22 protein-coding genes and 1 pseudogene are annotated in these 26,875 nt (G+C 72.0%); 13 read left to right on the forward strand and 10 right to left on the reverse strand.

Features of this window, described 5'->3' with window-relative positions; all coding sequences use genetic code 11:
• Positions 1–56: 56 nt before the first annotated feature.
• Positions 57–956 (reverse strand): annotated as a pseudogene (locus tag KGD84_RS33865) (BTAD domain-containing putative transcriptional regulator); the annotation flags it as partial.
• A 694-nt stretch (positions 957–1,650) separates the two neighbouring features.
• On the opposite strand from KGD84_RS33865, the gene KGD84_RS24685 reads away from it, so the two are divergent.
• The 7 genes from KGD84_RS24685 (at position 1,651) to KGD84_RS24715 (ending at position 8,252) form a co-directional block, all read left to right on the forward strand.
• Positions 1,651–1,950 (forward strand): hypothetical protein, encoded by a 300-nt coding sequence (locus KGD84_RS24685; protein WP_220562756.1) that lies wholly within the window; start codon positions 1,651–1,653, stop codon positions 1,948–1,950.
• A 14-nt stretch (positions 1,951–1,964) separates the two neighbouring features.
• Positions 1,965–3,191: a zeta toxin family protein gene (locus KGD84_RS24690; RefSeq protein ID WP_220562757.1), complete on the forward strand. Its 1,227-nt coding sequence runs from the start codon at positions 1,965–1,967 to the stop codon at positions 3,189–3,191.
• Between the two features lie 706 nt (positions 3,192–3,897).
• Positions 3,898–4,272, forward strand: coding sequence for an ArsR/SmtB family transcription factor (locus KGD84_RS24695; RefSeq protein ID WP_220562758.1), 375 nt, complete (start codon positions 3,898–3,900; stop codon positions 4,270–4,272).
• Complete coding sequence (locus KGD84_RS24700; protein ID WP_220562759.1) at positions 4,227–4,712, forward strand: SRPBCC domain-containing protein; 486 nt, start codon at positions 4,227–4,229, stop codon at positions 4,710–4,712. The genes KGD84_RS24695 and KGD84_RS24700 overlap by 46 nt, the downstream gene beginning before the upstream one ends.
• Positions 4,709–5,332, forward strand: coding sequence for a dihydrofolate reductase family protein (locus tag KGD84_RS24705; RefSeq protein ID WP_220562760.1), 624 nt, complete (start codon positions 4,709–4,711; stop codon positions 5,330–5,332). The genes KGD84_RS24700 and KGD84_RS24705 overlap by 4 nt, the downstream gene beginning before the upstream one ends.
• Before the next feature lie 125 nt (positions 5,333–5,457).
• Positions 5,458–5,883, forward strand: a complete 426-nt coding sequence (locus KGD84_RS24710) for an SRPBCC family protein (protein WP_220562761.1) — start codon at positions 5,458–5,460, stop codon at positions 5,881–5,883.
• A gap of 272 nt (positions 5,884–6,155) precedes the next feature.
• Entirely contained in the window at positions 6,156–8,252 is a 2,097-nt protein-coding gene (locus KGD84_RS24715; RefSeq protein ID WP_220562762.1) for a DUF262 and DUF1524 domain-containing protein, read from the forward strand.
• Positions 8,253–8,403: 151 nt separating this feature from the next.
• Here KGD84_RS24715 and KGD84_RS24720 read toward each other — a convergent pair whose 3' ends face one another.
• Positions 8,404–8,949 (reverse strand): hypothetical protein, encoded by a 546-nt coding sequence (locus KGD84_RS24720; RefSeq protein ID WP_220562763.1) that lies wholly within the window; start codon positions 8,947–8,949, stop codon positions 8,404–8,406.
• 290 nt (positions 8,950–9,239) lie between these two features.
• Between KGD84_RS24720 and KGD84_RS24725 the strand changes: the two genes are divergently transcribed.
• Genes KGD84_RS24725 through KGD84_RS24735 form a run of 3 tightly spaced genes read left to right on the forward strand, consistent with a single transcriptional unit; the run spans position 9,240 to position 13,200 of the window.
• The gene (locus KGD84_RS24725) at positions 9,240–9,971 is read left to right on the forward strand and encodes an NUDIX hydrolase (protein WP_220562764.1); all 732 of its coding nucleotides are present in this window, start codon (positions 9,240–9,242) and stop codon (positions 9,969–9,971) included.
• Positions 9,968–11,110 carry a 5'-methylthioadenosine/S-adenosylhomocysteine nucleosidase family protein gene (locus tag KGD84_RS24730; RefSeq protein WP_220562765.1) on the forward strand — a complete coding sequence of 381 codons (1,143 nt, stop codon included), beginning with the start codon at positions 9,968–9,970 and terminating at the stop codon, positions 11,108–11,110. The genes KGD84_RS24725 and KGD84_RS24730 overlap by 4 nt, the downstream gene beginning before the upstream one ends.
• Positions 11,107–13,200 (forward strand): hypothetical protein, encoded by a 2,094-nt coding sequence (locus KGD84_RS24735; RefSeq protein WP_255646782.1) that lies wholly within the window; start codon positions 11,107–11,109, stop codon positions 13,198–13,200. Before KGD84_RS24730 ends, KGD84_RS24735 begins: the two co-directional genes overlap by 4 nt.
• 125 nt (positions 13,201–13,325) lie before the next feature.
• On the opposite strand, the gene KGD84_RS24740 is transcribed toward KGD84_RS24735, so the two are convergent.
• Complete coding sequence (locus tag KGD84_RS24740; protein ID WP_220562766.1) at positions 13,326–13,619, reverse strand: hypothetical protein; 294 nt, start codon at positions 13,617–13,619, stop codon at positions 13,326–13,328.
• Positions 13,616–14,383 (reverse strand): thioesterase, encoded by a 768-nt coding sequence (locus tag KGD84_RS24745; protein WP_220562767.1) that lies wholly within the window; start codon positions 14,381–14,383, stop codon positions 13,616–13,618. Before KGD84_RS24745 ends, KGD84_RS24740 begins: the two co-directional genes overlap by 4 nt.
• Positions 14,384–14,610: 227 nt before the next feature.
• Between KGD84_RS24745 and KGD84_RS24750 the strand changes: the two genes are divergently transcribed.
• The gene (locus KGD84_RS24750; RefSeq protein ID WP_220562768.1) at positions 14,611–15,480 is read left to right on the forward strand and encodes a hypothetical protein; all 870 of its coding nucleotides are present in this window, start codon (positions 14,611–14,613) and stop codon (positions 15,478–15,480) included.
• A gap of 162 nt (positions 15,481–15,642) precedes the next feature.
• On the opposite strand, the gene KGD84_RS24755 is transcribed toward KGD84_RS24750, so the two are convergent.
• Positions 15,643–16,404, reverse strand: coding sequence for a TetR/AcrR family transcriptional regulator C-terminal domain-containing protein (locus tag KGD84_RS24755; protein ID WP_255646783.1), 762 nt, complete (start codon positions 16,402–16,404; stop codon positions 15,643–15,645).
• Between the two features lie 487 nt (positions 16,405–16,891).
• Between KGD84_RS24755 and KGD84_RS24760 the strand changes: the two genes are divergently transcribed.
• Positions 16,892–18,016, forward strand: coding sequence for a hypothetical protein (locus KGD84_RS24760; RefSeq protein WP_220562770.1), 1,125 nt, complete (start codon positions 16,892–16,894; stop codon positions 18,014–18,016).
• A 220-nt stretch (positions 18,017–18,236) separates the two neighbouring features.
• Positions 18,237–21,404: an NB-ARC domain-containing protein gene (locus tag KGD84_RS24765; RefSeq protein WP_220562771.1), complete on the forward strand. Its 3,168-nt coding sequence runs from the start codon at positions 18,237–18,239 to the stop codon at positions 21,402–21,404.
• An 89-nt stretch (positions 21,405–21,493) separates the two neighbouring features.
• Here KGD84_RS24765 and KGD84_RS24770 read toward each other — a convergent pair whose 3' ends face one another.
• From KGD84_RS24770 to KGD84_RS24790, 5 genes are all read right to left on the reverse strand, one after another.
• Entirely contained in the window at positions 21,494–22,207 is a 714-nt protein-coding gene (locus tag KGD84_RS24770) for a YqjF family protein (protein WP_255646784.1), read from the reverse strand.
• A gap of 162 nt (positions 22,208–22,369) precedes the next feature.
• Positions 22,370–23,293 carry an ornithine cyclodeaminase family protein gene (locus KGD84_RS24775; RefSeq protein WP_220562773.1) on the reverse strand — a complete coding sequence of 308 codons (924 nt, stop codon included), beginning with the start codon at positions 23,291–23,293 and terminating at the stop codon, positions 22,370–22,372.
• Positions 23,290–24,642, reverse strand: coding sequence for an MFS transporter (locus tag KGD84_RS24780; RefSeq protein WP_220562774.1), 1,353 nt, complete (start codon positions 24,640–24,642; stop codon positions 23,290–23,292). Before KGD84_RS24780 ends, KGD84_RS24775 begins: the two co-directional genes overlap by 4 nt.
• A gap of 164 nt (positions 24,643–24,806) precedes the next feature.
• A complete protein-coding gene (locus KGD84_RS24785; protein WP_220562775.1) occupies positions 24,807–25,499 on the reverse strand; it encodes a GntR family transcriptional regulator in 693 nt (230 codons plus the stop codon).
• A gap of 374 nt (positions 25,500–25,873) precedes the next feature.
• The gene (locus KGD84_RS24790; RefSeq protein WP_220562776.1) at positions 25,874–26,821 is read right to left on the reverse strand and encodes a helix-turn-helix domain-containing protein; all 948 of its coding nucleotides are present in this window, start codon (positions 26,819–26,821) and stop codon (positions 25,874–25,876) included.
• Positions 26,822–26,875 lie beyond the last annotated feature (54 nt).

Here is a 26,875-nt window from a genome sequence, read left to right on the forward strand (position 1 = left end):
CCACTCCAGGGTGAGCACGGGCCTCCGCCGCCACCGGGGCCGCCGCGCAGCTCGTCCACCAGCCGGGTCTTGCCGACTCCCGCCTCTCCGCTGACCAGCACGAGCTGGGACCGCCCGCCGGCAGACTCCCGCCATGCGGAGAGGAGACCGGCGAGCTCGGCCCTGCGCCCGGTGAACGGCACGGTCTCTGCCGCCGGTACCCGGCCGCCGAGCGCGGGGTCCGGTTCATTCCCGGTCGTTGGTGCCACCTGGATGAGCGCCGCCCATTCCGCCTGCGTTCGCGGTGAGGGGTCGATTCCCAACTCCCGTCTCAGGACGGCCGCGCATTCGTGGTAGTGACGCAGTGCACGAGCCAGGTCCCCGCTCTCCCGGCACAGCCGGACCAGAAGGCGGTGGCTCTCTTCCCGGAGCCGGTCCCGTTCGACCAGCCTCTCTGCGCACCGGATCGCCTCCGGCCACCGCTGCCGCCGCTCGTACCGGTGAGCGAGCTGCTCCAGCGCCTCCAGGTACAGGGAGGCCAACCGCGTTCGTTTCCGGGTCGGCCACTCGTCATAGCTGCCCTCCAGCAGGTCCCCGCCGTAGAGGTCCACTGCTTCTTCGAGCCGCCCGTCGGCCACGGCCCGCTCGAACTCCTCCGTGTCCAGCCAGAGCGGCGTGTCCTCACGCCACCGCAGCGTCCGGGGACCCACGTCGATCAAACGGTCGGCCCCGGGGAGTTCGCGGCGCAGGATCAGCAATACCTTGCGCAGGTTGGTGCGTGCCTGGGCCTCCTCCGACTCCGGCCACAAGAGGAACGCGAGCTGCCGACGGGACAGCGGGGCATGACGGTGCAGCAGCAGGCGGGCGAGTAGGGACTCCGCGCGTGCGGAGCCCAGTGGTGGGAGCGGGTCGTCACCGATCCGGAGGTCCACACCTCCCAGCAGTCGCACCCGCAGTCCGGCCCTCTCCATGGTCATTCGCTCCGGACTCGCTGTCTCGCCTGCCAGGCGGTCCGCCGGCGCCGACGGACCGCATCGCGTGTCACTCCTCCATCCTCTCCCTTGTCTCGACCCTCCGCCACCCACCGTATGACATGCGGCGGCATCGTCGGCGGTCCACCGTGACAGCCTGTCGGGATGGCGTCCACCGAGCGGTGTCCCTTCGTTCGACCCCGAATCCCCGGGGGCGACGATGCCCTGGCCAGAAATTCGCTCCGAGGACGACCGTTCTCACACCACTCGCCCGCACATGGCCGCCCGACCTGCTCGAAGGGTTCGCTCCCTCGGTCGGGACAACCGGGTGAGCGACACCATCGCCGCCTGCGGGTTCTCGGATCCGCGCTGGTCAGTGCACCCCCGAGCCCAGTTCATATCCCGTCACTCACCCCACAGGCCGAAGGCCCCGACCCCCGGGTCGGGGCCTTCGCCGTTCCCGGGCCCGCCCCGACCGCTGCACGGCCACCTGGACGTGCGTCGGAGGTCCGGCCCTCTCGTTCGTGGCCTGATGCGGTCACACGTACTCATGCCGCCACCAACCTGGGATTTCGCATGACGGCCCTACATTTGTAGAGGGTTTCGGCCTCCAGGAATTGGATGGATTCCCAGACGCAATGGTAAACAAAGCTCAAGTCGTCCCCCACCAGGGGTTGAGGCGAGGAGAAGAGGAGAACACGTGAGCGACGAGTGGACCTCTGAGCAGCGGGCCGAGGTCGAGGCAGCACACGAGCGGTACACGGAGATCGAACGCCGCGAGGACATCAAGCTACACCTAGGGTCAATGGTGAGGATCTACATCAACCTCCACTCGAAGGCTCCCGAGGGCTCGCCCGAGCGGGAAGAGTACAAACGCCTGATCGACTACTGGACCGACCGGAAAAAGCGTAGGTTCTCCATGTCCAGGGAAGAGGGTGACCGTATTCTCCGTGAGCTTCCGCAGGAGGTCGCCCGGCTCAAGCGGGAGCACGGACTGTGAGCGATCCATGGGAAATGTCCGAGGCCGAGCGGAAGGAGGCCGTCGAACAGCGCCTGAGAGAGCTGACACCGCCTCTGGGTCCGGAACGCGGCGGGGGAGAACGGCCGAGGGCCGTTATTCTCGGAGGCCAGCCCGGTGCTGGGAAGACGACCACCCAGGAGGCCGTGTACGCCGAGATGGGCGATGATCGCACCGTTCTCTATGACGGTGACGACAACGCCGAGGTGCATCCGCGGTACGAGCAGGTCATGCGCGAACACGGACTGGAGGGCAACGACCTCGTCAACAAGGGCCTGCCGGACGACCTCCACCAGAAGTGCATGGACCGGATCCGAGGCGGCGACCCGAAATACGACGTCATCGCCAGTCACCCCCTGGGAAAGCGGGAATGGGCCGAGTCCTGGGTCAAGGGGTTCTCCGACCAGGGCTACCACGTCAGCGTGGTCTATTTGGCCACACACGAGTCCAACAGCCTGCTCGGTATCGCCGACCGTTACCAGAAGGGGCGGGACAAGGCCGGGACCGGACGATGGATCGATCCCACGAAGTACCACGACCCCTTCTACCGGGACATCCCCGACGTCGCCCACTATCTGGAGTCCCAGGGGCTCGTGGACTCCATGTACGTGGTCAACCGCAACGGCGACCTGCTGTACGAGAACCACCGCGGTCCCGACGGACGCATGCGCGAACCGCTCGGGGCACGGGAGACGATCGACACCGAGCGGAACAGGCAGCCGACGGAGGCGGAGACGGCCCACGTCAACGCCAGGATCTCCTACCTGGGCGATCCTGAGCGCCGGGTCTCCAACGCGCTCCCCGGCCACCGGCCCGAACCGGTCCACGCCAAGGTGATGACGGCGGCCTTGGAAGCGGGCGAGCGGCATGCCCGACACCGCGAAGCCAGTGCGGGCGTACCTGGTCCCGAAATCCTGGGAACCGGGTTGGCCGAGGCGATGCGGCGGGAATGGGACCGGGACGCACGCTCGCGGTCCACGATGGCGTCCTCGCCCGCCGTCGAGACCGCGCGGCCGGAGGCGGGTCGGACGACCGCCGCGCCGGGTTCGGCCGCCGCGCTGATCCAGGTGTCCTCGCGGGGGGCGCCGGGTCCCGGGGCGAGGTCGACACCGGACCGGGGAGCAGGAGCGGGTACCGGATCGACTCCCGGAAGCGGTCGGCCCGGGTACCGGCCCTGGGAACGTCCGGGAAGCGGCCGCCCGGGATCGGGGACCGAGCGCTGACCAGGGCCGGTCACGGACGGTTTCGTCCTCACTTTTGTCCTCACTCCACTGGGCGTGGAATGGGAACAGCACTACCAGCGGACATCTCTGCGACCACAGAAGGGACCCGGCGAACGCGGACTCCTGCCTGGCCAGGGCTATGACCAGCCCTGCTCCGTCCGGTGGAACAGGGCGGGATCGCCTCCGCGCGCCTCCACTTCGGTTCCGTTGAGGACGGCGTTGGCGCCGATGACCTTGAGTACGCGGTCGTACTCGGCATCGAAAGGGCCGTCGCGGTGATGGAACAGCGTTCAGCCATGCCCACGTAGCGAAATTTCCTGGGATGCGCTGAACAGGTCACAGCCGTGCACCCCGAAGGTGGACGGCACCCGGGGAAGGCGGGGCAACGCGGCACAACGGGATGAGCGAAACCGCCACTGCCTGCGGGCTCTCGGATCAGCGCAAGTCAGGCCACTCCCCGATCCTCGTTCAAGTCCCGCCACTCACCCCCACGAGCGAAAGCCTCTGACCGTTGCGCTTTCGCGCCGGTCAGGGGCTTTCGCGTGTCCGGGGGTGCACCGGCGGGTGCACGCGCCTCCCCGCCGGGAAGGCGCCGGGGCACCGCCCACCATCCTCCCCGGGTCGGCCTCCGGGACGGAACCGAGGGCCGGTCCCCACGAAAGGTCTCCCCTTGAGCCGGGTCCTCCTCCTTGCAATACTTAGCCTTATGGCTAAGTATGGTGCTCTGGACGAGGTCTTCGCGGCACTCTCCGATCCGACCAGGCGTGCCGTGATCCGGCGCCTGGGCCGGGGTCCTGCCAGCGTGGGGGAACTGGCGGAGCCGTTCCCGATGTCGCTGCCGTCGTTCACGAAGCACGTACGCATGCTGGAGAGCAGCGGGCTGATCCGCACGCACAAGTCCGGCAGGGTGCGCACGTGCACACTCGACCGCGACCGCCTGTCACTCGTGGAGGACTGGCTCACCGAACAGCGAGCCCTGTGGGAGCGGCGCACCGACCGCCTCGAACAGTTCGTCACCGACCACCAGGAGGACCGATGCCCCCGATCGACGCCCGGCTCGACCTCGAACTCGACCGGCTGATCCGCGCCCCGCGCGCCGACCTCTGGCGAGCCTGGACCGAACCGGCACGGCTGGAGCGGTGGTGGGTGCCCGCGCCCGCCGTCGCCCGCGTCGACCGCCTCGACGTCCGTCCCGGCGGCGCGTTCGTGACCAGCATGAGCGATGACGGCCGGGACTTCCTGCCGCACACGGACTCGGTCTTCCTGGTCGTCGAACCGCGGGAGCGGCTCGTCTTCACCAACGCGGTCACCGGCGCCTGGCGTCCCGCCGCGCCCGCGCCCGTGGCGATGACCGCCGAGATCACGTTCACCGACCATCCCGAGGGCACCGACTACAGAGTGGTCGTGCGGCACGGCGACCCGGCCGACCGCGACCGCCACGAGGAACTCGGCTTCTTCGACGGCTGGGGGTCGGTCACGGACGGACTCGCGGTACTCACGGAGAAGGAGGCGGCGGAATGAGGATCGCCATCACCCAGTTCGTCACCCTCGACGGCGTTTCCCAGGGGCCGGGGTCGGCCGATGAGGACCCCAGCGGCGGGTTCGTCCGCGGCGGCTGGTTCGTTCCCTACCTGGACGAGGCCTTCGTCCGACAGGCCTCGGACTGGCTCGACCTCGCCGACGGGCTGCTGCTCGGCCGCCGCACCTACGAGGCGTTCGCCCGCGACTGGCCCGAGATCGCCGAACCCGACCCGTTCACCGGGCGGATGAACGCCCTGCCCAAGTACGTCGTCAGCGACACCCTCGGCGAGGCGGGGTGGAATCCGACCACCGTCCTGCGCGGCGACATCACCGAGACGGTCGGCGCGCTGAAAGCCGGCCCCGGCCGCGAGGTACAGGTGCACGGCAGCGCCCGCCTGGCGGCCTCCCTCCTCGACGCCGGACTCGTCGACACACTCCGCCTCGCCGTCGCCCCGGTGGTCATCGGCCAGGGGCGGCGACTCATCACCGGGGACGCGGACCTCGGCCTCCGGCTGATCGGACAGCGGACCACACCCTCGGGACTCGTGATCCTCGAATACGAGGTCGCCGGTCGCGCGCCGCTCGCCGACTACCCGGGCGTGGAGCCGCTCACCCGGTAGCCGAGGGCGGGCCCGGGACCCGCCCCGCCTCGGGCCGGAGATCCCGGTGCCGTCACCCGGACCGGCGTAGGGTCGGTGTACACCGGGTCCGGAGGACGAGTGCCCCAGGCCGAGGAGGCTCCGACATGCGGTTCGAGAAGTCCGTCGAGATCCAGGCGCCCCGGCAGCGCGTCTGGGACGTGCTGAGCGACATCGAGGCGTGGCCGCGCGTCGTGCGGCTGGTGGAGGTGGCCGAGGTCGTGTCGCCACCGCCGCTGGCCAGGGGCGGCACCGTGCGCCTCCGGGAGCACCGGCTGCCCGAGGGCCTGTGGGACGTCACCTCCTGGAACGCCCCCGTCTCCTTCGAGCTGACGCAGCGGGCCGGCGGCGTCACGACCGTCGCCCGCCACCGCGTCGACGCCCTCGACGGGGACCGCTCCCGCCTGACCCTGGACCTGGAGATGCGCGGGCTGATGGTGTCGATCGTCGGCGTGTTCTTCCGCAAGTCCACCCGGAACCACCTGGCCCAGCAGGCCGAAGACCTCAAACGCGCCGCCGAGAACACCCCCTAGACACCGCCGCCGCACCGGCACGCCGCGGCGGCCCTCCCCTCCTCCCCAGCCGGAGAAAGCACTTCCACACCGGTCGCCCCCTGCGCGCACTAATGTCGGCGTACACGCGTATCCGGCACATTCCTCAGCACCGTCGGCAGGGTGTTCCCGGTCCGACCGGTCATGGCGGTACCGGAATCCGCCCCTGCGCCCCTCGGCCGACCACCGGTCCCGGCCCGCCCGCCCGACCGGGACCCGCCCAGAGCCCCTGATGAGAAAGGTCCCCCAGCACTGTGAAGGCTTCCGAGACCCCCCTGCTGAAGCTGATCCAGCAAGGCCACCAGTTCGTCATCCCGATCTACCAGCGTGCGTACTCCTGGACCGCGGCGGAATGCGATCAGCTGATGGCCGATATCGAGCGGGCGGGCGGCGACGACCACCTGACGTCGCACTTCACCGGCTCGATCGTGTACGTGGAGAAGGGGTTGTCGAACCTGACGACGCAGGAGCCCCATCTCGTCATCGACGGCCAGCAGCGGATGACCACGGTGATGCTGCTGATCGCGGCCCTGGCCCGCGTCCTGGAGGGCCTCCCGGAGGGTACGCCCGCTCCGCTCCCGGATTTCGCCCCCAAGAAGCTGCGCAACCGGTACCTGGTGAACAGCGACGAGGAGGGGGAGGACTACTTCAAGCTCCTGCTCTCCGAGAAGGATCGGGAAACGCTCAAGGCGATCATCGGGGGCACCCCTCTACCATCGAACCCCTCGGAGAGCGTGAGCAACAACCACCGGCGCTTCCTGGACCACCTCGAAAAGCCGGGCACCGACCTCGGCGCCGTGTGCCGCGGCCTGGCGAAACTGGTCGTCGTCGACATCCGCCTGGACCGCACCTCCGACAATCCGCAGCTGATCTTCGAGTCCATGAACTCGACGGGGCTGCAGTTGTCGCAGGCCGACCTCATCCGCAACTTCGTACTGATGGGCCTGGATCCGGCCCTCCAGGAGAAGCTGTACACCACCTACTGGCGGCCGATGGAGACGGATTTCGGGCAGGCCGCCTATGAGAAGCAGTTCGACGACTTCGTACGGCACTACCTCACGGTCGTGACCGGTGAGATCCCGCGTTTCGACGACGTCTACGGGGCCTACAAGAAGTACGCGCGGGCCTTCACCTCCGGCGGCGCGGAGATCGGGGCCCTGGTCCGCGAGCTCTACGAGTATGCGCGGCGGTACTGCGCCGTCGCCCTGGGCCAGGAGGCCGACAAGCGGCTCGCCGCGGCGTTCCGGGACCTGCGGGAGATCAAGGCGGACGTCGTCTATCCGCTGCTGCTGGAGCTCTACACCGACTACGAACTCGGCGTCCTCCGGAACGACGACCTGGTGTCGATCGTCGACATGGTCACGTCCTACATCTTCCGCCGCGCCGTCTGCCGGATCCCGACGAACTCGCTCAACAGGACGTTCAGCACCTTCACCAAGACGATCGACAAGGAGCGGTACGTCGAGAGCGTCCAGGCGCACCTGCTGGGCTTGAAAAGCTACCGCGCCTTCCCCTCGGACCAGCAGTTCAGGGTCGATCTGACCAAGGCCGACATGTACAACTTCAAGCGCCGGTCGTACCTGCTGCGCCGGCTGGAGAACTTCGGCAGGAAGGAGCACGTGTCGATCGAGGACTACACGATCGAGCACATCCTGCCGCAGAACGAGAACCTTTCGGAGCAGTGGCGCGCAGACCTGGGGCCGGACTGGGCCCAGGTGCAGGAGCACTACCTGCACACCCTCGGCAACCTGACGCTGACCGGCTACAACTCCGAGTACAGCGATCGCCCGTTCGCTCGGAAACGGGACATGGAAGGCGGTTTCAGGGAGAGCCCGCTCCGGCTGAACAGGGGGCTCGGCTCTCTCGAGACCTGGAACGAGCAGGCCATCGTGGAGCGCGCGGAGCGGTTGGCCGACCAGGCGTTGGAGATCTGGCCCCGCCCGGCCCGTCCCGAGGGCTTCCCGGACACCGACCTCTCGAACACGGAGTCGGGGTACTCCATCGCCGACCATCCGAATCTCACGAACCAGTCCCTGCTGGCCCTGTTCGAGGAGTTCCGCGGCCGGGTGCTCGCCCTGGACGAGGCCGTCACGGAAACGTTCCTGAAGCGCTACATCGCTTACAAGGCCGAGACCAACTTCGTCGACGTGGTGGTACAGAGCGAGCGCCTGAAGCTCACTCTGAACATGCCCTTCGAGGTGCTCCACGACGAACGCGGCCTGGCCTGGGACGTGACCGGCAAGGGGACGGCGGGCAACGGCAACGTCCAGGTCGCCCTGGATTCCGCAACGGACCTCGGCCACGTCATGGGCCTGGTGCGGCAGGCCTACGAATTCCAGGTCGGCGAGTGACGCGCAGAGGGCGCGCACACGGCCTCCGGCGGCCCGGCCCGTGCTGTGCGCCCTCTCCGCCCCGGAACGGGAGACCGCGTAGAGGCGGTCGGCCGCCCGTACCGCACAGAGGCGTGCTGCGCTCCACAGGAGACCGGGCGGAAGGCCTTCCCTAGCGCTGGGAGGTGCTGATACCGAGATCACTGCGCATGACCGAACGCAGTCTCCCGATGCGACCCCACACCTCCTGGCGCTTCGCCTCGGCGGACTCACAGGTCTCCCCCGGCCGACCCCTGCCCTTATCGATCCGCTTGATCAGGCCGAAGAGGTCGAGCAGGCTCCTGTTGACGCCAGAGGCGACCTCGAGGATCTCGTCGTTCAGGGCGAGCTGCGCCTCGGCGTAGCAGTGCCGGTAGGAGGCGCGGGCCCGGTCCAGGGCGGCCCTCTCCTCGTCCCGCGGATCGTCCGACTCGACCGCCTTCAAGAGATCGGTGAGGGCCGCGAGGAATTCGCGGGCCTCGGAGTTGAGGGCCACATAGCCGGAGCGGCGCTGCTCGTCCCTCAGCTTCTCCTCGTCGGACCTGGCCTGTTGCAGGCTTACCCGTTCCGCGTGTTCGAGTTCCCGGGCCTTGGTCCGGTGTGCGAAGACCTGGGTGGTGAGCGCTGTCACCACGCTGCCGACCGCCCCCGCCAGGCCGCCGATCACGATCGGGTCCATCCGCCGCACCCCGCCCTTCACTCCGCTGTCGCGGTCCAGATTGCCACGCGCCCCGATGACCCGGCCACCGCCTTCGGCGGACGGCTCCCGAGAACACGAAGAACAGATCCATCAGCGATATGTGAATAGACCGGAATGCCCACAGAGCGCCGACCGCAAAATTCACAAGAGAAACTTTGGCAACAGGAAAACCATAACCCCCAATCGGCACAGCATGAAATCGAGTACCCACAGGCACCAATTTCCGGGAAAGCCTTTTTGTTTAACTGACAAGAAGCTAGGCTCGCCGCATGCCGAACGAAACCTGGCAGCCGCCCCCCGTACTCCTGACCGTGGACCTCGTCATCCTGACGCTGCGCTCCTCGGCCCTGCACATCCTCCTCATCCGAAGGGGAATCGACCCCTTCCAAGGGCAATGGGCACTCCCCGGCGGGTTCATCGCCGATGCTGGTGAGGACGTTTTCGACGCCGCCTGCCGCGAACTCCAGGAAGAGGCGGGCCTCGACGCGGGCGACCTCCATCTGGAACAGCTGGGCGCCTATGCGCACCCCGACCGCGACCCCCGCGGGCGCATCGTCTCCGTCGCCTATCTCGCCATCGCCCCCCGTCTGCCCGAACCCGAGGCCGGGACCGACGCCTCGGCGGCAGCATGGCACCCCGTCGAGGAGTTCGCCTCGGGCCGCTCCCCCCTCGCCTTCGACCACCACCGGATCCTGAGAGACGGCCTGGAACGCGCCCGCTCCAAGCTCGAGCACACCGCGCTGGCCACGGCCTTCTGCGGCGAGACCTTCACACTCACCGAATTGCAGCGGGTCTACGAGGCCGTCTGGGGCTTCGAGCTCGATCCGCGCAACTTCTACCGCAAGGTCCAGGCCGTGCCCGGCTTCCTCACCGCCGTCGGCCTGGACCGCCGCCCCACGAAGGGGCGCCCCGCACGGCTCTTCCGGGCGGGACCCCTGCGGGTGCTGCGCCCTCCGATGATGCGCCCCCTTCCCCTGATCAGGAGCGAGAACAGGCGATGAGTGACGACACCGTGGTCGTGTTGACCGCGCTGAACCTCGAGTACGAGGCCGTACGGGAACGGCTCCTCTCCCCCGAGCCGTACCGGCACCCCAGGGGCACCCTCTTCGAGGTGGGCACCCTGCCGGGCGGCGGCCGCGTCGCCCTCGGACTCACCGGCAAGGGCAACCAGTCGTCCGCGGTGCTGGCCGAGCGGGCGATCCACGAGTTCTCCCCGGCAGCCCTGCTTTTCGTGGGCGTGGCCGGGGCCCTGTGGGACACCCCGCTGGGCGACGTGGTGGTGGCGACGCATGTGTACGCCTACCACGGCGGGACCAGCGAGGACGACGGGCTCAAGGCCCGGCCCCGGGTGTGGGAGTCCCCGCACGGGATCGGGCAGACGGCGGCGCACGTGGCCAGGACCGGTGCGTGGAACCGCCGCACCCCGCCGGACCGGCCCCGCCCCGAGGTGCACCAGGGGCCCATCGCCGCCGGGGAGATCGTGCAGAACTCCTCCCTGTCGCGCGAGGCCGAGTGGATCCGGCAGACCTACAACGACGCGCTCGCCATCGAGATGGAGGGTGCGGGCGTCGCGCAGGCCGGGCACCTGAGCGGTTCACCGGTGGCGATCGTGCGCGGCATCAGCGACCGGGCGGACGGCACCAAGGCGACCGGCTCGGACCGTGCCTGGCAGCCGATCGCCGCCGCCAACGCCGCGGCCTTCGCCCTGGCACTCGCGGAAGAACTCATCGGACAGGAGGACTCCCCCACCATGCAGGAAGACGACCGCGGCCGTGACGGCGGCAGCGTCACGAACACCGCTTACGGGAACGTCGGTGTCCAGGCCGGCCACGTGAGCGGCAGCACGTTCCACGTGTCCCTGCCCTCCTCGGGGCAGGAGTCGGGCGGCCTGGCGGACCGGCTCGCCGCGCTGAGGGAGGAACTGGCCCGGGAGCACGCGGCCGGGAACCTCGACGAGGACACCCACAAGGCGGCGGCGGCCGAGCTCGACATCGCCGACAAGGGGATCGAGGAGGGGACCGTCGAGAGCCGGAAGACCTCCGTCCTGGCCCTGAAGCGGCTGCGCGGCCTCATCGGCGAGCTGGCGTCCCTGGCAGTGAAGGTCGGAGTGCTGATCACCGAGGCTCGGGGGCTCTCGTGAACGGATCCGACACCTTCAATACCGCTGGCCCCGGCTCCTCTGTCGGAGCGCAGTTCGGCAATGTGCACGAGTCCAACATCTACGTGGTGAACCCCGAGGACCCACCCGAACGCCACTACCAGGTCGGATGCCGTTATCTCGCGGACGGAGTCCCGGTCAAGGCGAGGGAGCATCTCGAGCAAGCCTACGCGCGTGGACTCGATGCCCCGGAGATCCACTTCCACCGGGCTCTGGCCATCCTCAGCAAGCGCTCCTACCGAGATCTCACGAAGGAGGACCGCGCGATCCTGGAAGAACTGTCGACCCGACGGACAGCGGCAAGCGATAACGATTGGTGGCGGGGTCTGGACCTCGTCTTCGCCCTCCTGTCCTGCGTGGACGGCACGGGAGGAGACCCGGTCGAAGCGATGGTCCGCCTGGATCGTCTGCCCGCTGTGCAGCGCGACCTGATCCTGCGCCATCTGGGCCTCGTGCTCACTGGGAGCATGAAGCAAGAAGTGTGGCACCGGATCCGGGCGAACGCCGAACTGGAGCAGTGTTCCCGCGAACGGGTCGACCGGGCTTGGGTCTACTTCGAGCCCGTTCCTGCAAAGGCCAGGGCCCTCAAGCCCAGACCGAAGTCCACCACCATCTCGGAGGTCTGCGGAGGCCTGTTCCTGGCAAGCCTGTTCCTGTTCCCCGTCGGGGTGATGGTGAAGGCCGTCTTGGCTCAGGGAAGCCTGGTATCCATGATCTCCTGTTTGTCGATGCTCACCTTCGGATCCGCCGCGGCCTGGCACATCGCGTTGTGGGATCACAAGCGCCGACGCAGGCTGGCCAAAGAGGGGGAGTACGGATATCGGCGCTCACATGTACGGCCTCCCAAGCGCGGATTCGCTGATCATGTAGAGCGGACATTCGACTATTACTTCTTCAAGTACACCCCGGATCCCGAGACAAGGGACGAATGGCTCAGCGAAACCGCCGGGATACGCCGGTCCCTGCGCAATGAGGTCGCCCGCATCTATCGGGAGAGCAGCGTCCGCGAGGGAGCAGTGAACTGGCTGATCCGGTTCATGGTGCGCGATGTTCGACAGCACTGGATCAAGGGCCTTCCACTGGAACCGGAGGAGATCCACGCGGTCGGAACGCCCTTCAAAGCACGGTGTACGGTCCTGTGCCTGTTCTCGGCAGTGGCGACCGGGATGGTGCTCACCACCGCTCTGCAACAGGCTCCGATCACGACAGTGGGTTGTGTCCTCCTTGCCGTGGTCACCGGCAGGTTCGCGATTCCCCTCTGGCTCAAGGTCCACAGCGAACGCCGACGTTACAGCGAGGAGGACCGGGAACGGGAAGGAATCCTCGCGGCCCGGGAAGCCGAGTACGAGCGGTGGTCGGCCAAGCTCAAAAAACTGATGCCCACAGACACAGAGATGGAGAACTGGCTGAATGCGGACAAGACCCTGATTCTCGACGAGGCCTTGAAACATCACCGTCTGGCCTGGCATGAGGTCACGACCCATGCCCTCCTTCCGACTCCGGACCGTCCCTGCAAATCTTCCAGTGTGAAGAACGGTCCCTGGCGCCATTCGAAGTACGAGATCAGAGTCTTCCTGGTCACCAATGACGGAGTACGAGAGGTCACGGCCGGACTCGACTTCGAGCGGGCACGGTGGCATCGCAATGAACGGGACAACTACCGCTTCGATGCGCTCTCCTCTGTCCAAGTGGAGATCAAGAGCGCACGGCGCTACACCCTGAACATCACACTGACGAATGGGCCGACCAAGAGCATCCCGGTATCCGACACTCCCGTCCTCGACTCCGGGGACGAGGAACCGCAGACCGAGGCATCGGATATCAACCTCGATGCCGCCGGGTTCTCCCACACACTCCGCATCCTCGAAGGTATGGCCGCCGAAGGGAGGCCCTGGTTCGAACGTGCGACGGATCCCCCTCCCACGTACGTCTCCGACAGCCACCAGAGCGGCCTACAACAGGATGTGGAGGACTCCCCGCCCCCGCCGAACGACACGGTACGGACCGAGCAGTCACCTCACCCGCTTCCGGTTCGAGCGGCCCGGGAGTTGTCGGCCTTGGCACACCCATGAGGGGGCACCGATGGGTGGGGGTGACATAACGCGACCGGGTGACCTGTCTTCTGACAGCCCGCTGGTCCTGAGAAGGGTCGAACCCGAATCGGTTCCTTAGAGGCCGCGGTTCACGACCCGATCGCTCACTCCGCGGGCGGAGGCTCCGGCTCCCGGGCCGGGGCCTCCGGTGTTCCGGCGGGGTCGGTGAGGCGGGCGGCGAGGCGGTAGTCCACGCGGACGTCGCGGTAGACCGTGCCGGTGCGGACGCCGTACGGGACGCCCGAGCGGTCGCTGCCCGCGGTGCCCTCGCCGTCCGGTTCAGTGCGGGTGCGCGACACGACCTCGGGCACCTCGTGGAAGGTCAGCTCGTCGGCGCGGACGCCGGCGGTGATCTCCACGTCGGGGTCGGGGACGGCGCCTCCGTCCGTGCCGCTCACTTCCGACCTCCGGAGCCGGAGGACTTCCCACGGGAGCCGCCCCTGCCGCCCTTGCGGCCGCCCTCCCCGCCGTTCTTTCCGTCCTTGTCGTCCCTTCCGTCGCCGCCGACCGCGTTCCCGGCGGCCCGGCCCGCCTCCTTCAGGGTGTCCCCCGCGTCGTCGCCCACGCCTTCCACGGCCTTCCCGGCCCCGCCGCCCACGTCCCGGACGGCGCCGCCGGCCCCTCGGCCGACGTCCTCCACCGCGTTGCCGGCGCCCTGCCCGACGTCCTCGACCGCGCTCCCGGCGCCCCTGCCCACGGCGCCCACGGCCTCGCCCGCGCCGCCCGCGACCTGTTCGAGCGAGGACCCCACGCCCCGTGTCACCTGTTCCAGGATCTGCGGGTTGGCGTCGATGGTCTCCAGCACGCGCGTGATGATGTCGCGGACGTTGTCGAGCCGGACCTTGAGCAGAGCCTGGGCCTCGACGCCCTTGATGGTGAGGTGGACGCGGCCGAGCCCGACGTCCGCGCCGACCTTGAGCTTGAGCAGGTCCAGCACCTCCGCGTGGAGGGACACCGAGGCCACGAGGTTCTCCACCTCGAGGTCGATCTCGTCGACCTTCACCACCGGGACGTCGAGGAGCACGTCGGTGTCCTCGGGGTCGCGGGCGGCCACGGCGTCCTCCGTGCGGTCGGCGTCCTCCGCCGCGTCGCGTGCGGAGGCCGTCCCCTTCCCGGTGCTCCGACCGCCGCTCTTCCCGCTCCCCTGCGTACTCCGGTTCATCGCTCCCGCACCTCCCGGACGGCCCGGCACGTTCCCGCGGCCGCCCTCGCCCGAACGGCATCCCGTCTGTTCCGTTCGGCCCCCGTGGGCCGTGGGCGCCCTCTACCCACAGCCTTCGACGGAAAACGAAACCCCAGGTCAGGCCGGACCAAAGGCATACATAGGATGTTTCGGTCCCACTTTGTCACGGGCGCGGCACACCGCGTCCGCCCACTGCGGAGGTACCGGTGAGCACCATCGACCCCTCGGCCGCGCGCGAGGACCGGCGGCGCCGTCAGGCCGGGAGCGCGGGCTCCCTGGCGGGCACGGTGGCCGCCGGTGCGTTCCTCACCGCCTCCGGAGCGGTGGCCGGGTACGCCGCCGCGGCGTTCTGCGACCGGTTCCGCGTGATGATGGTCAACAGCGTCTTCTCCGACACCGAGTCGACGATGGCCGTGTGGACCACCCCCTTCGCCGTCGTCGGCTCCCTCATCGCGTTCGCCCTGTACACGCGCTGGAACCACCGCTACTCGGGGTCGACGGCCGGTTTCGTCGGCGTCGGCCCCGCACCGCTGTGGCTGCTGGGCGCGGCCGCGGCCCTGTGGTGGGCGACCACGGCGGCATGGGCGCCGGCCGACGTGGTGGGCACCGCCTACGACCCGGTGTTCGGACGGCACGAGGAGTGGGGCGTCGGAGCCTGGGTCTGGTACACCATGCGGTGGTGGCTCCCGGGGACCGTGACGCTGCTGTTCCTGTCGTCGGCCGCGGCCGGCGTCCGGGCGCGGATGCGCGAGCGCGGCCGCCGCAGGACCCTGGTCCGGTTGCTGGCGGAACGGGAGCCCGTGGCGGGCGAGGTCACCGAGGTCCGCGGCCCGGCCTCCTCGAACGCCGAACGCGTCCTGGTGCGCTGGACCTTCGCCTTCACCGACGACCGGGGGCAGCGCCGGTGGGTGGAGCGGTCGGAGCTGTTCCCCAGGAACGCGGCGCCCGTGGCCGGCGCCCCCGTGCGGGTCCTGTTCGACGCGCGGAGCCCGGACGACACCTCCCGCGTCTTCGCCGCGGTGCGGGGCGGCACCGCGGTCGCGGACTATTTCCGGCCCGGGATGCCCACCGGCTGACGACCGCGGACGGCGCGAGCGGGGCGGGCGTCGCCGCGGTCCGGGCGCTCCCCACCCGCGGCGCGGCCCGCAGGCCCCGGTCCCGTGCCCCGCCGAGGGCCCCGCCCCGCCCGGCCGTCCACTCCCGGGCGGGACGGGGGGCTCTGTCCCCGGGTGGCGCCGTCACCGCGCCTCCGCCGCCACGGCCCCCGGCCCGGTGTCCCGGCCGGGGGAGGGCACCAGACCGCCGCGGCGGCCCAGCTCGGCGATGATCTCGTCGACCGGGCGGCCCACGGGGGCGACGGCGACCAGGCCGCCGATGGCCGCGGTGAGCAGGAGGTGGGTGAAGACCTCGCCGGTGACGTAGGGCATCCGTGTGTAGGCGGCGCCCAGGGCGGGGTGTTCGGCGACGATCCGCTCCGCGGCCTCCTCCCGGCGCCTTCGGCCCTCGGGGTGGTCCTCGGCGGAACGGTGGTCCTCGGCGGCGGCCAGACCGATGGTCAGGGCCGCGGCGGCGTTGGTCAGGACCAGCGCCGCGGAGGTGTCGTAGCCGCGCCGCTCCAGCGCCGCCACCTCGGACATCATCAGGGCGGCCCCGGAGGCCCCGCGCGGGAAGACGCTCTGGAGGTAGTCGGCCAGCCCGGGGTGCTCGAGGGTGAAGCGGCGCAGCTGCGCGGAGAACCCGACCAGGTGCGCCTCGACGCCCTCCTGCGGGTCGTCGTCCAGTTCGAGGTCGGCGAGCAGGCTCTCGCCGACCAGCTGCTCCAGGCCCCAGCGGCCGTCGACGTGCCGGTACAGCGCCGCGGGCGTCACGCCCAGCCGGGCGGCAACGGCGCTCAGGCTCAGGTCCCGCATGCCCAGTTCCCGGCCGGCCGCGACGATGTCGTCGACGTCGATGGTGGCGGGGCGCCCGCCGTTGCGGGCGAGGGGACCGCTACCGCTCACGAGTTCCGCCCTCCTGGCGCAGGCCATTAGTGAAGCCCCTTAACAAAAGGGACTCTACCAAGCGCGGAACCCCGCGTCGAGGTCGCCCGGGACGGAACGAACATGAAGGAACCTCATATCCGGGAGGTTCCCGCGCATGACGGAACCGGGTGGCCCGCTTCGGGGATCGGCGAACGAGAAAATCGAGAATCTTCCGAGTGCGCCCAAGGCACGCCCGCCACCCGGGCACCATCCGACTCCACCACCCACACACGACCCTGACCTGCGGCGATACACCCGCCGCGCACGGGGCTCCGGATTACCGGGAACGGGCGACCGGTTCCGGACAGGGCCCCTGACCGGCGGATTCGAACTTTGCGTACCCGTACCCTTACAGAATGTCGTAGCCCTCGGGCATACTCCTTACCGTCGGGTCCCCCGTATGAACGAGACTCTCTCCCTCTGAAAGGGTCATGTGACTTCCGCGAGCGCCCTCCCCACATCCGCCGTGTCCGCCGAGTCCCTCGCCTTCCTCGACCGCGAGATCCGGAGGGCTCTCGCCGCCCGCGCGACGAACGGGGAGGAGTTGCGGCTCCAGGACGGACGGCGTATCCGCGGCGGCGACGGCCCCCACGAGTACGTGTTCACCTGCCACCACTGGCGGGTCTCCCCCGACTCCGCCGGTTTCCTCGTCCGGGCCCCGGGCTCCACGGGGCCCTGGCACCCGGCCGAGGCCGTCCCCGCGCTGGGCGGGAGGGTGCACGTCACGACCACCGCGGACCTGGGCCCGCAGCCCGGTGACCTGCTGCTGCGCGACGCCGCCGTCCCCTCCCCCGAGGTACCCGCCGAGCCGTCGGCCGAGCGGATCGAGGCGGCCGCCCTGCACCGGCGCTTCGGGGCGCTGGTCCCGCCCGAGGCGCTCGCCGAGCGCCTGCACGAGGGGGTGCGCTCCCGCATCGAGGAGCTGGACTCGCTGCTGGCCGCGGCCCGGGACCAGGCCGCCGCCCGCGACCGCCTGGCCAGGAAACAGGTCGCCGTCGACCGGGTCCGCTCCCGGCAGGAACGGGCCTCGGCGGAGGTGGCCCTGCGGGAGGCGGAGGCCCGCCGGGCCCGCCGGGCGCTGGAACGGGTGGAGAGGGGGCTGCGCTCGGTGCGCGCGCCCTCCGGTCCGTTCGCGGCGCGCCGGGCCGCCCGGATCGACCGGACGGCGGCCCGGGCCCGGGAACTGCGTTCGACGCTGGTCACCGCCCTGCGCGAGCGCGAGACCGCCGTGGAGCGCCTCGCCGAGGCGTCCGGGGCGGTGGCGTTCCGCGTCCGGGAGCGCGACCGCGCGCTGGAGGCGACCCGCGGCCTTCCCCCGGCCCGGGTCCTGGCCGAGCGGATCGCCCGGGTGGAGCACGAGCTGCGGCGCCTGCGGCTCATGGAGGTGCCGCCCGCGCCGCCGCGCCCCCGCCCTCCGCTGGAGGACGCGCCGCGCCGACCCGCGGTGCCCGAGCCCGGCGTCCCGCTGGAGGACTACGCCCCGGTGCCGGCCGCCTACCGCCCGGCCCAGGACCCGCACCCGGTCGGACACCCGTCCCGGCCGGGAAGCGTCCCGCCCGCGATCGAGGAGGACCCGGCGGCCGCCGCCTGACCCGCCGGCCCCGACCCGTGGCCGCCCCCGTGCCCGCTCCAGGCGGTCCGGCGCGACCGCACGGTTACCGCACGGGGACGGGTCGGTGAACACCGCCCGCGCGCCCTTCCCCGCTCTGGACACCGGCCCGCCGACCGCAGCAGGATCGGTTCCCCGGCGGCCGCCCGGACCCCGCGATCCCCGGCCCACAGAGGAATCCGGTGTCTTCGGGAGGGCGGACGTGGACGGCGAGGACCCCGCGGGCACGGTCGGCGCGCCCGGCCCCCGCCGCTGGCGGCCGGTCGGGACCGGCCTGGGCGTCGGCGCCCTGCTGGCCCTGGGCCTGGGCACCGCGCTGCAGGGGTTCCCCAACCTGCTCCCGGACGGCGGGTGGTGGGTGGTGGCGCTCGCCATGGCCGGCAGCGGCGTGGCGGCCTCCGCCCAGGCCCTCCTCGACCGGCGGCCCGCCGCGCTCGAACCGCCCCGAGAACCCCCGGTGCGGCCCCGTCTGCCCGCGCCCGTCGACCACTTCACCGGGCACGCCGGCCTCATGGGGAAGGTCCTGGACGCGTTCTCCCGCTTCCCCCGGCGCCGCGGCCGCCTGCGCCGGCGCCGGGGCGGGCCGCTGATCATTGCGATCACCGGGGAGGGCGGCACCGGCAAGAGCCAGTTCGTGTCCCAGGTCGTCTCCCGGGTGGGCGACCGCTTCCCCGACGGGACCCTGGAGTTCGAGCTCTACGGCCCCGCGACCGAGCACCCGGACCCGGGCAGCGGCCCCGGCAGCGGCCCGGTGGTCCGCCGACCGGCGGAGATCCTCGCCGAGATGCTCCGCAAGGTCGGGGAGCGGGTACCCGACGGGGCCTCCCCGGAGAGGCTGTCGGAGCTGTGGAAGGACGCCTGCGGGCATCGCCGTGTGCTCCTGGTCCTCGACAACGCCAAGGACTTCGCGCAGGTGGAACCGCTCCTGCCCACCGGCCCTGGGTGCGCGGTGCTCATCACGAGCCGCCGCGCCTTCCCGTCGTCCCCTCCCGTGGACATCCGGGAGCACCCGATGGGCAAGCTCTCCGACGAGGAGGGGCTACTGCTGCTCGAACGGCTGGTGTCCGCGCGGTCCCGGCCGCTGTCGGACGAGGACCGCGCGGCGCTGCCGGAGCTGGCGGCCAGGTGCCACGGGTTCCCGTTCGCCCTGTGCCTGGTGGGCGCGCAGGCCACCGAGGCCACGGGGCCCGGCGCCGCCGCCCTGCTCCGCCGGATGAACGACCCGGAGCAGACCCTGACCGTGGCGGGGCCGGAGTCGATCGTCCGGTCGCTGGCGTTCGGCCTGCGCGAGTGCACCGAGGAGCAGCGGCGGCTGCTGTGGCTGCTGGCCGGGACCGGGGCCGCGACGTTCACGCCGTGGGTGGCCGCGGCGCTGCTCGACGTGGGGCCGGGCAGGGCGGTCGGCGTGCTGGACGAGCTGCGGCGCCGGTACCTGGTGACGTACCTGTACTCGGCGGGCGGGCACGAGCACTTCCGGCTGCACGAGTACATGCGCGACTTCCTCGTGCGGCAGGGGCCCCGGCTGTTCGGGGTGGCGGACGCGGACCGGACGGCCTGGTCCCGCGCCCGGCGCCGCGAACTGGAGGGGGCGGTGCTGCGGCTGCTGCACGCCTACACGGAGAGGGCCGAGGAGGCCGCGCGGCGGGCCTGCCCGCACGAGTGGTCGTTCGGCCCGCCGCCCGGCCGGGAGGCGCCCGAGCCCGCTCCGGCGCACCCGCTCCTGTCCTGGATCCCGGATCCGCCCCCGCCCCCGGCCTCCCCCGAACCGGTGGCCTGGCTGGAGAGCGAGCAGCGCGGCTTCGAGCTCTGCTTCTGGTGGACCGGACAGGGGCGGTTCTCCTCGGACGTCGCCGACCGCCGCGGGATCGCGGCGTACGGATGGCGGCTGCGCCGCGCCTTCTCCCTGCTCTGCCGCACCGGCCGGATCCACTGGGAGTCGATGCGGGATTCCACCGCCGGGGCGGTCGCCCTGGCCCTGGAGACGGGCGACCCGCTGGCCTGCGCGATCGCCCTGATCGACCGCGCCGAGGTGACCGGCGGGCACGGCGACCACCACACCGGGTACGAGCTCGCACTGACGGCCTCGATGATCCTGGACTCCCTGGACGGTCCGGGGGTGGACCCGCGCTGGCGGGGCCGGGCCCACCGCGCCGTCGGCGTGAACCTGTACCGGCGCGGCGACCCGGACGACGGCCGGGCGGCGATCGACGCGGCCATCCGGGTCTTCACCGAGCACCGGGACACCTGGTGGCTGGTGCGGTCGCTGTGCAACCTGGCGGAGCTGTACCGCTTCCAGGGGCACCTGGAGGAGGCGCACGGGCGGCTCGCCCTCGCGGAGCGGGAGCTGCGAGGGCGCCCGGAGGACCCGGAGCAGTGGACCCGGGTCCGGCTCCAGCAGGGGGAGGTGCTGCGGCTGCGCGGCTTCGAGCTGCACGCCTGGTTCGTGCTGGAGCACGGGCGCCGCCGGATCGCCGACTCCCCCAACGGGGACTGGTACCACGCCCGCTACCTGCGGGCCCTGGGGCAGCTGCCGTCGCACTCCCTCAACAGCCAGGCCGGGGTGTGCGAGCTGTGGCTCGACCCCCGCCGTGAACGCGAGCGGCGCCGGATGGCCGCGAGGGACGGGCGCCGGCCGCGGGAGCAGGAGAAGCGGGTGTCCGCGCTGTTCTCCGGCGGGGTGCCGCCCGCCGCGGACGGGTCCGCGCAGGAGGGCGGGGAGCCCCTGCGGACGGTGCTGGAGGGGTGGTTCGGCTTCGACCGGTCCGGGCCCGGGGACCGGTCCGGCCCGGTCCGGTGGCTCTCCCTGTTCCGCCGCGGCGAACGGCTGCGGGACTCCTGGCAGGTGTCCGACCAGGTCCTCCGGTTGGAGAGCGCCGAGCGGGTGTTCGGGGAGCTCGGCGACACCTGGGGCGTCATGCGCACCCGGCTGGTCCGGGGGCAGGTCCTGATGGAGAGGGACCGCAACGAGGGGAAGGAGGAGATGCTGGAGGCGGCCGAGGGCTTCCGGGAGCTGGGCGACCGGTGGTGGCACGCCCGGGCGCACCGTATGGCGGCCCAGGCGCTGCTCCGGGTCCGCCGGACGGCCGAGGCCGAGGAGTCGGCGCGGGTGGCGGTCGAGGGCTACCGGGGGCTGCGGCACCGATCGGGGCGGCTGCGGGCCATGAAGGTCCTGGCCCAGTCCCTCGTGGGCCGCGATCCGCTGGCGGCGTGGCGGACCCTGAGGAGGGCCGAGCTGATCGCGGAGGAGGGGGCGCGGCTCGGCCACGCGGTGCCCGAGGGCCTGGTCAGGGAGATCCGGGACATGCTGGACGCCCTGGAGCACGGCTCCGGCCCCGCGCTGGGCAGCGCGCCGCCCGACCGGGCCGCCTGACCCGCCGCGGTCCCGCTCCCCGGCCGGCAGCCGGCGGCACCGCCCGCGGCGGTCGCGCCCTCCGCGCCAGGCGGCTCCCGCCGCACCGGTCACACCAGCAACACCGTGAACCCCGTGTCCGTGCCCGGCGACCACAGGGCCGAGACCGGCCGCTCGGTGAGCGGCTCCAGGCCCGCCGCGCCCAGCAGGTCGCCCTCGTAGTGCAGGAACTCCGCCCGGTGCAGCGGCCAGGGGCGGTGGTCGGCGCGCAGCCACCAGGTGCGTCCCAGGTGGCGGGTGTGCAGTCCCCAGCGCGCGGTGAGGAAGTGCTCCAGCGGATCGGGCCGCTCCAGCGGTCCCCCCGCCCGGACCGCCCAGCGGCCGCGGGCCCGGCCGGGGGCGCGCCTGCGCACCGCACCGGCCCGCAGGCCGTCCCGCCCCCGCACCAGGGAGATGTCGGACCACATGTACGGGAGCCCGGTGAGCACCCGTGCCGCCGCGACCGCGTGGGCGGCGTCGGCGTCCATGCTCAGGAACACCACTCCGCGACGGCCGTGCCGGTCCACCGAGTACACGCGCACGTTCACCTCGTCGAACCCGCCGACGGGCACCGCCCCCGCCACCGAGTTGACGGGCATCCGGAAGGCGACCAGGCCGGCGTGGGCGGTCCCGCGGAACAGGTCGGGCCGGGTGCCGGCGGGCAGCAGCGGGGCGACCCGCGCGGGGTCCACCGGCCAGTGCAGGAAGACGACGTCGCTCCAGCGCTGGCGCAGCAGGACCGCTCCGGAACGCACCGGCGGGGAGTCCGGCGGCAGCTCCGGCACCCCGGCCGCCGCACCCCGTTCTCCCCGTTCTCCTCCGCCACCGCGCACAGGACCTCCCCGCCTCCAGTGTGGCCCCTCCGGGACGCCGCGGCCCCGGGCCGCCCCGCCCGGGGACGGCACCGGGACCGTACACCGGGCGGCGGCGGGCGGCGGCATCGGGGGTCAGAGCGCGGGGGCGACCCCCACCGCGACCGCGAGGTCCTGCCAGGACATCCCGGCGCCCTTGAACACGTTCGGGCGGTCGGTCGCGCGCCGTACCTCGCCCCGCACCAGCGGGGCCAGGCCGACCAGCGCGTCCTTGGAGAGCGCGCCCTCCGCCACGGCCATCACCACGTCGCCGCACTCACGCATCGCGGTCCCGTGGTCCTCGACCGCCACCAGCGAGCGGCCCATCAGGGCGCCGTCGAGTTCGCGCCGGTCCGGCTCGTGGGAGCCGATGGCGACGACGCACGCACCGTCGCGCACCAAAGCGCCGTCGAACAGGGGCTCGGCCGCGGAGGTCGCGCACACGACGATGTCGGCGTCGGCCACGTCGGCCGCGGTCCCCGGCGCCGCCGGGAGCCCCCGTCCGGCCAGTTCGGCGGCGGCCGCCGCGACCCGGCCGGGGTCGCGGCCCACCAGGCGCACGTCCGCCAGGTCGCGGATGCCCGCCATGGCCACGGCGTGCTCGACCGCCTGGGGCCCGTTGCCGAACACCACCAGCCGGGACGCCCCGGGGGCGGCCAGCCGGTCGGCCGCCACAGCGGAGGTGGCGGGGGTGCGCAGCGAGGTCAGGGCGACGCCGTCGACGAGCGCCCGCGGGGTCAGGGTGCGGGCGTCCATCAGCACGTAGACGGCCTGGATGCGCGGCAGTCCCAGGTCCGGGTTGCCGGGGGCCACGGAGGCCACCTTCACCCCGACCCACTCCCCCAGCGTGGAGGGCATCAGCAGCAGGTGTCCGGAGCCCGCGGCGGTGTTGGAGCGGGCGGGGTCCCCGGCGGGGTCGAACCCGTCCAGCAGGGCCCGCTCCACCAGTTCCCGGGCGCGGTCGGGGCCGATGCGGCGGGCGACCTCGGCGGCGTCGACGAAGGGCAGTCCGGCGGTCATGCCGCGGCCCCCTCTCCCTCGCGGGCCTCCCGCGCCTCGCGGGCGGCGATCGCCGCGGTCTCGCCGCGCACCACGCGACCGGACACGGACACGGCGGCGATGGAGATGACGGCCAGCACCACCAGGTAGGAGGCAATGGGCCCCCAGGCGCCGTCGAACCGGGAGAGCAGCCAGGTGGCCAGCAGCGGCGCGGTGCCGCCGGCCAGGGCGGCGCCGATCTGGTAGCCGAGGGTGACGCCGGTGTAGCGGACCCTGGTGGAGAAGATCTCCGACATCAGGGTGCCCAGCGTGGCGGTGACCGGGGGCCACACGACGCCGAGGCTGATGACGACGGCGGCGTACACGGCCCAGTCGACGCGCAGGTCGAGCAGCATGAAGAACGGCGCGGCGAACAGGGCGATCAGCAGCGAGCCGACGAGGAAGACGCCGGGGCGGCCGAACCGGTCCGAGAGCGAGCCCATGAGCAGGATCGACAGGGTGCTGACGAAGGCGCCGACGCTCACCGCGTTCAGGACCGTGGCCTGCTCCATCTGCAGGGTGCCGGTGGCGTAGCTGACGACGAACGTCGCGAAGATGTAGAACGGGGCGGTCTCGACGACCTTGGCGCCGACGGCGACCAGGACGGAGCGCCAGTGGTCGCGCAGGGTGTCCTTGATGGGCAGCTTGGCGACGTTGCCGGTCTCCTTGGCCTCGCGGAACGCGGGGGTCTCGTCCAGGCCCTTGCGGATCCACAGGCCGACGAACACCAGGATGAGGCTGGCGATGAACGGCAGGCGCCACCCCCAGGATTCGAAGGCGTCGGCGGGCAGCATGCTGACCAGCGCGAACGCGATGGTGGACAGGAGCATGCCGATGGTGACGCCGGTCTGGGGCACGGAGCCGAAGAAGCCGCGGCGGTTCTTCGGGGCGTACTCGTAGGCGAGCAGCAGGGCGCCGCCCCACTCGCCCCCGATGGCCAGCCCCTGGATGACGCGGCAGGCGATGAGGAGCACCGGGGCCAGCACGCCGACCTGCGCGTAGGTGGGCAGCAGGCCGATGGCGACGGTCGAGGCGCCCATCAGGGACAGGGTGATGACCAGGGTCTTCTTGCGGCCGATGCGGTCGCCGATGTGGGAGAAGACCACGCCGCCGAAGGGGCGGATGAAGAAGGTCAGGGACAGCGACAGGTACGACAGCAGCAGCGAGATGACGGGGTCGTCGCTGGGGAAGAACTGCTTGTCGAAGATCAGGGCCGCGGCGGTGGCGTACAGGAAGAAGTCGAACCACTCGATCGCGCTGCCGCTGAGGCTGCCGATGAGCACACGGCGGTTGGTGGCGGCTCCGCCCACCACGCTCTGTTGTGAGGACACGCGGTCACTCCTCGGGTCGGGGCCCGACATCGCGTGGGCCGATCAACCTGTGCAACGTACAATTGTACGTTGCACAAACGCAAGACCTGGGCATTCCCGACATGATGACAGTCCTGTGACGGTCGTATGACGGCCCGGCCCCGTCCGCCCGGGGCGTACCGCCCTCAGCCCTCGTCGCGCCCGGCCCAGATCCCGCGCACGTGCCCGAGGTGGCGGCGCATCAGGTCCTCGGCGCCCGTGCGGTCCCGCGCCTCGACCAGGTCCAGCAGCAGGTGGTGCTCCCGGGCCGTGGCCTCCAGGCGCCCCTCCTCGTACAGCCGGTGCAGCGCCGACAGCCGGGACAGGCCGCGCAGCCGCCGCACCTCCTCCACCAGCCGCCGGTTCCCGGCGATGGACAGCAGCTCCAGGTGGAAGGTCATGTCGGCGGCGATGAACTCCCGCAGCTCCCCGGTCCGGGCGGTCTCGTCCAGCCGGTCGGCGACCGGCCGCAGCGCGGCGACCTGCTCGGGGGCGGCGGTCTCGGCGACCCGGCCGACCGTCGGCACTTCGAGGAGGGAGCGCACCTGGAGGATCTCGTCCAGGTCGACGTCGTCCAGTTCCACCACCCGGTACCCGCGGTGGCGCAGGGTCTCCACCAGGCCCTCCTGGGTGAGCTCCATCATCGCCTCGCGCACCGGCGTCGCCGACACCCCGAGCCGCTCGGCCAGCGCGGGCGCGGAGTAGATCCGGCCCGGCTCCAGCTCTCCGGCCACCATCGCCTCGCGCAGCACGTCGACCACCCGCGAGCGCAGGCTCGGACGCGCGGCGAGCGAGCCCAGGACCGGATTCCCGCGGCCCTCGGGCAGATCGACGCTCATGCCGTTCCCCTCAACTCGACGTCCGGGCTCCCAGGATGCCACCCCCGGCGGGGGACCCGGTCCGGAGGGGAGGTTCGCGGACCGACAGGGAAGGCGCACCGGGGCGCCGCCGCAAGGGCGGGCCCGAACCCCGCGGCACCGACAGGGAGGGCGCACCGGCACACCGCCGCAAGAACAGGCACGGGCCCCACAGCACCGCCCGGGAGGGCGCACCGGGGCACCGCCGCAAGAACAGGCACGGGCCCCACAGCACCGCCCGGGAGGGCGCACCGGGGCACCGCCGCAAGAACAGGCACGGGCCCCACAGCACCGCCCGGGAGGGCGCACCGGGGCACCGCCGCAAGAGCGGGCACCAGCCGGGGAGCGCGCCGTGCTCAGCCGCCCATCCCGGCCGCGGCCTCCTCGATGAGGGCCAGCGACTCCGCCGGGCCCAGGGCGTGCCCGGCGACGAGGTCGTCGAAGGCCGAGGCGTACTCCGCCACCGGCGCTCCCCCCTCCACGAGGCCGGCCCCGCCCGCGCCCTCCAGGTAGAGGACGTCGTCGAGGGGCCCGTCGAACGACAGCAGGGTCATCGGCCCGCGCATCCCCGGGTGCACGCCCCTCCCGAAGGGGACGACCCGGACGTCGACCCCGTCCAGGGCGGCCTCCGCGGCCAGGCGGCGCAGCTGCGCGGGCATCAGGCCGGGGTCGGTGCCGGCGCCGACCCGGCGGCGGATCACCGCCTCGTCCAGCACGTGGACCCGGCGGGGCGCCCGGCCGCTATCGTCCAGCCGCTCCCGGCGTTCGCGGCACAGGTCGGCGAGCGCGGCGGCGCCGTCCGCGCCGTCCCTGCCGCCGTCCGCGGGGTCCGCCCCGGGGCCGGCGTCGTCGCCTCCCGGGTACAGCAGCGGGGCGACGGCCCGGGCGTAGGCGGGGGTCCGCAGGAGGTCGGGGACGAACGCGTTGTGCGCCTGCCGGATGAGCGCGGCGCCCGCCTCGAAGCCGACCATGCGCAGGTGGTCGGCGGGCACCCCGGCAGCGCGGTACCGGCCCCACCAGCCCTCCCGGCCGGCGCACCGGTTGAGCGCCACGAGCCGCCGGACCCGCTCCCCCTCGCCGAGCCCGTACAGCCGGAGCATCGCCTCCAGGTCGGTGCGGCTGATGGACTGCTTACCGCCCTCGATCCGGATGACCTTGGCCTGCGACCAGTCCAGCCGCTCGGCCACCTGCCGCTGCGTGCGCCCGCTCTCCCGGCGCAGGCGCACGAGCTCGCCGACCAGCAGGGCCCGCTGCACGACCGGCCCCTGGTCCGCGCCCGCGGCGCGCGCCGCCTCCTCCGCCACCCGGTGGAACCCACTCCCGAGAAAAGACCGACACCCTCACCGGAACGGGGTCCC

It is taken from the genome of Nocardiopsis changdeensis, from assembly GCF_018316655.1.
In the GTDB taxonomy this organism is placed as follows: Bacteria; Actinomycetota; Actinomycetes; order Streptosporangiales; family Streptosporangiaceae; genus Nocardiopsis; species Nocardiopsis changdeensis.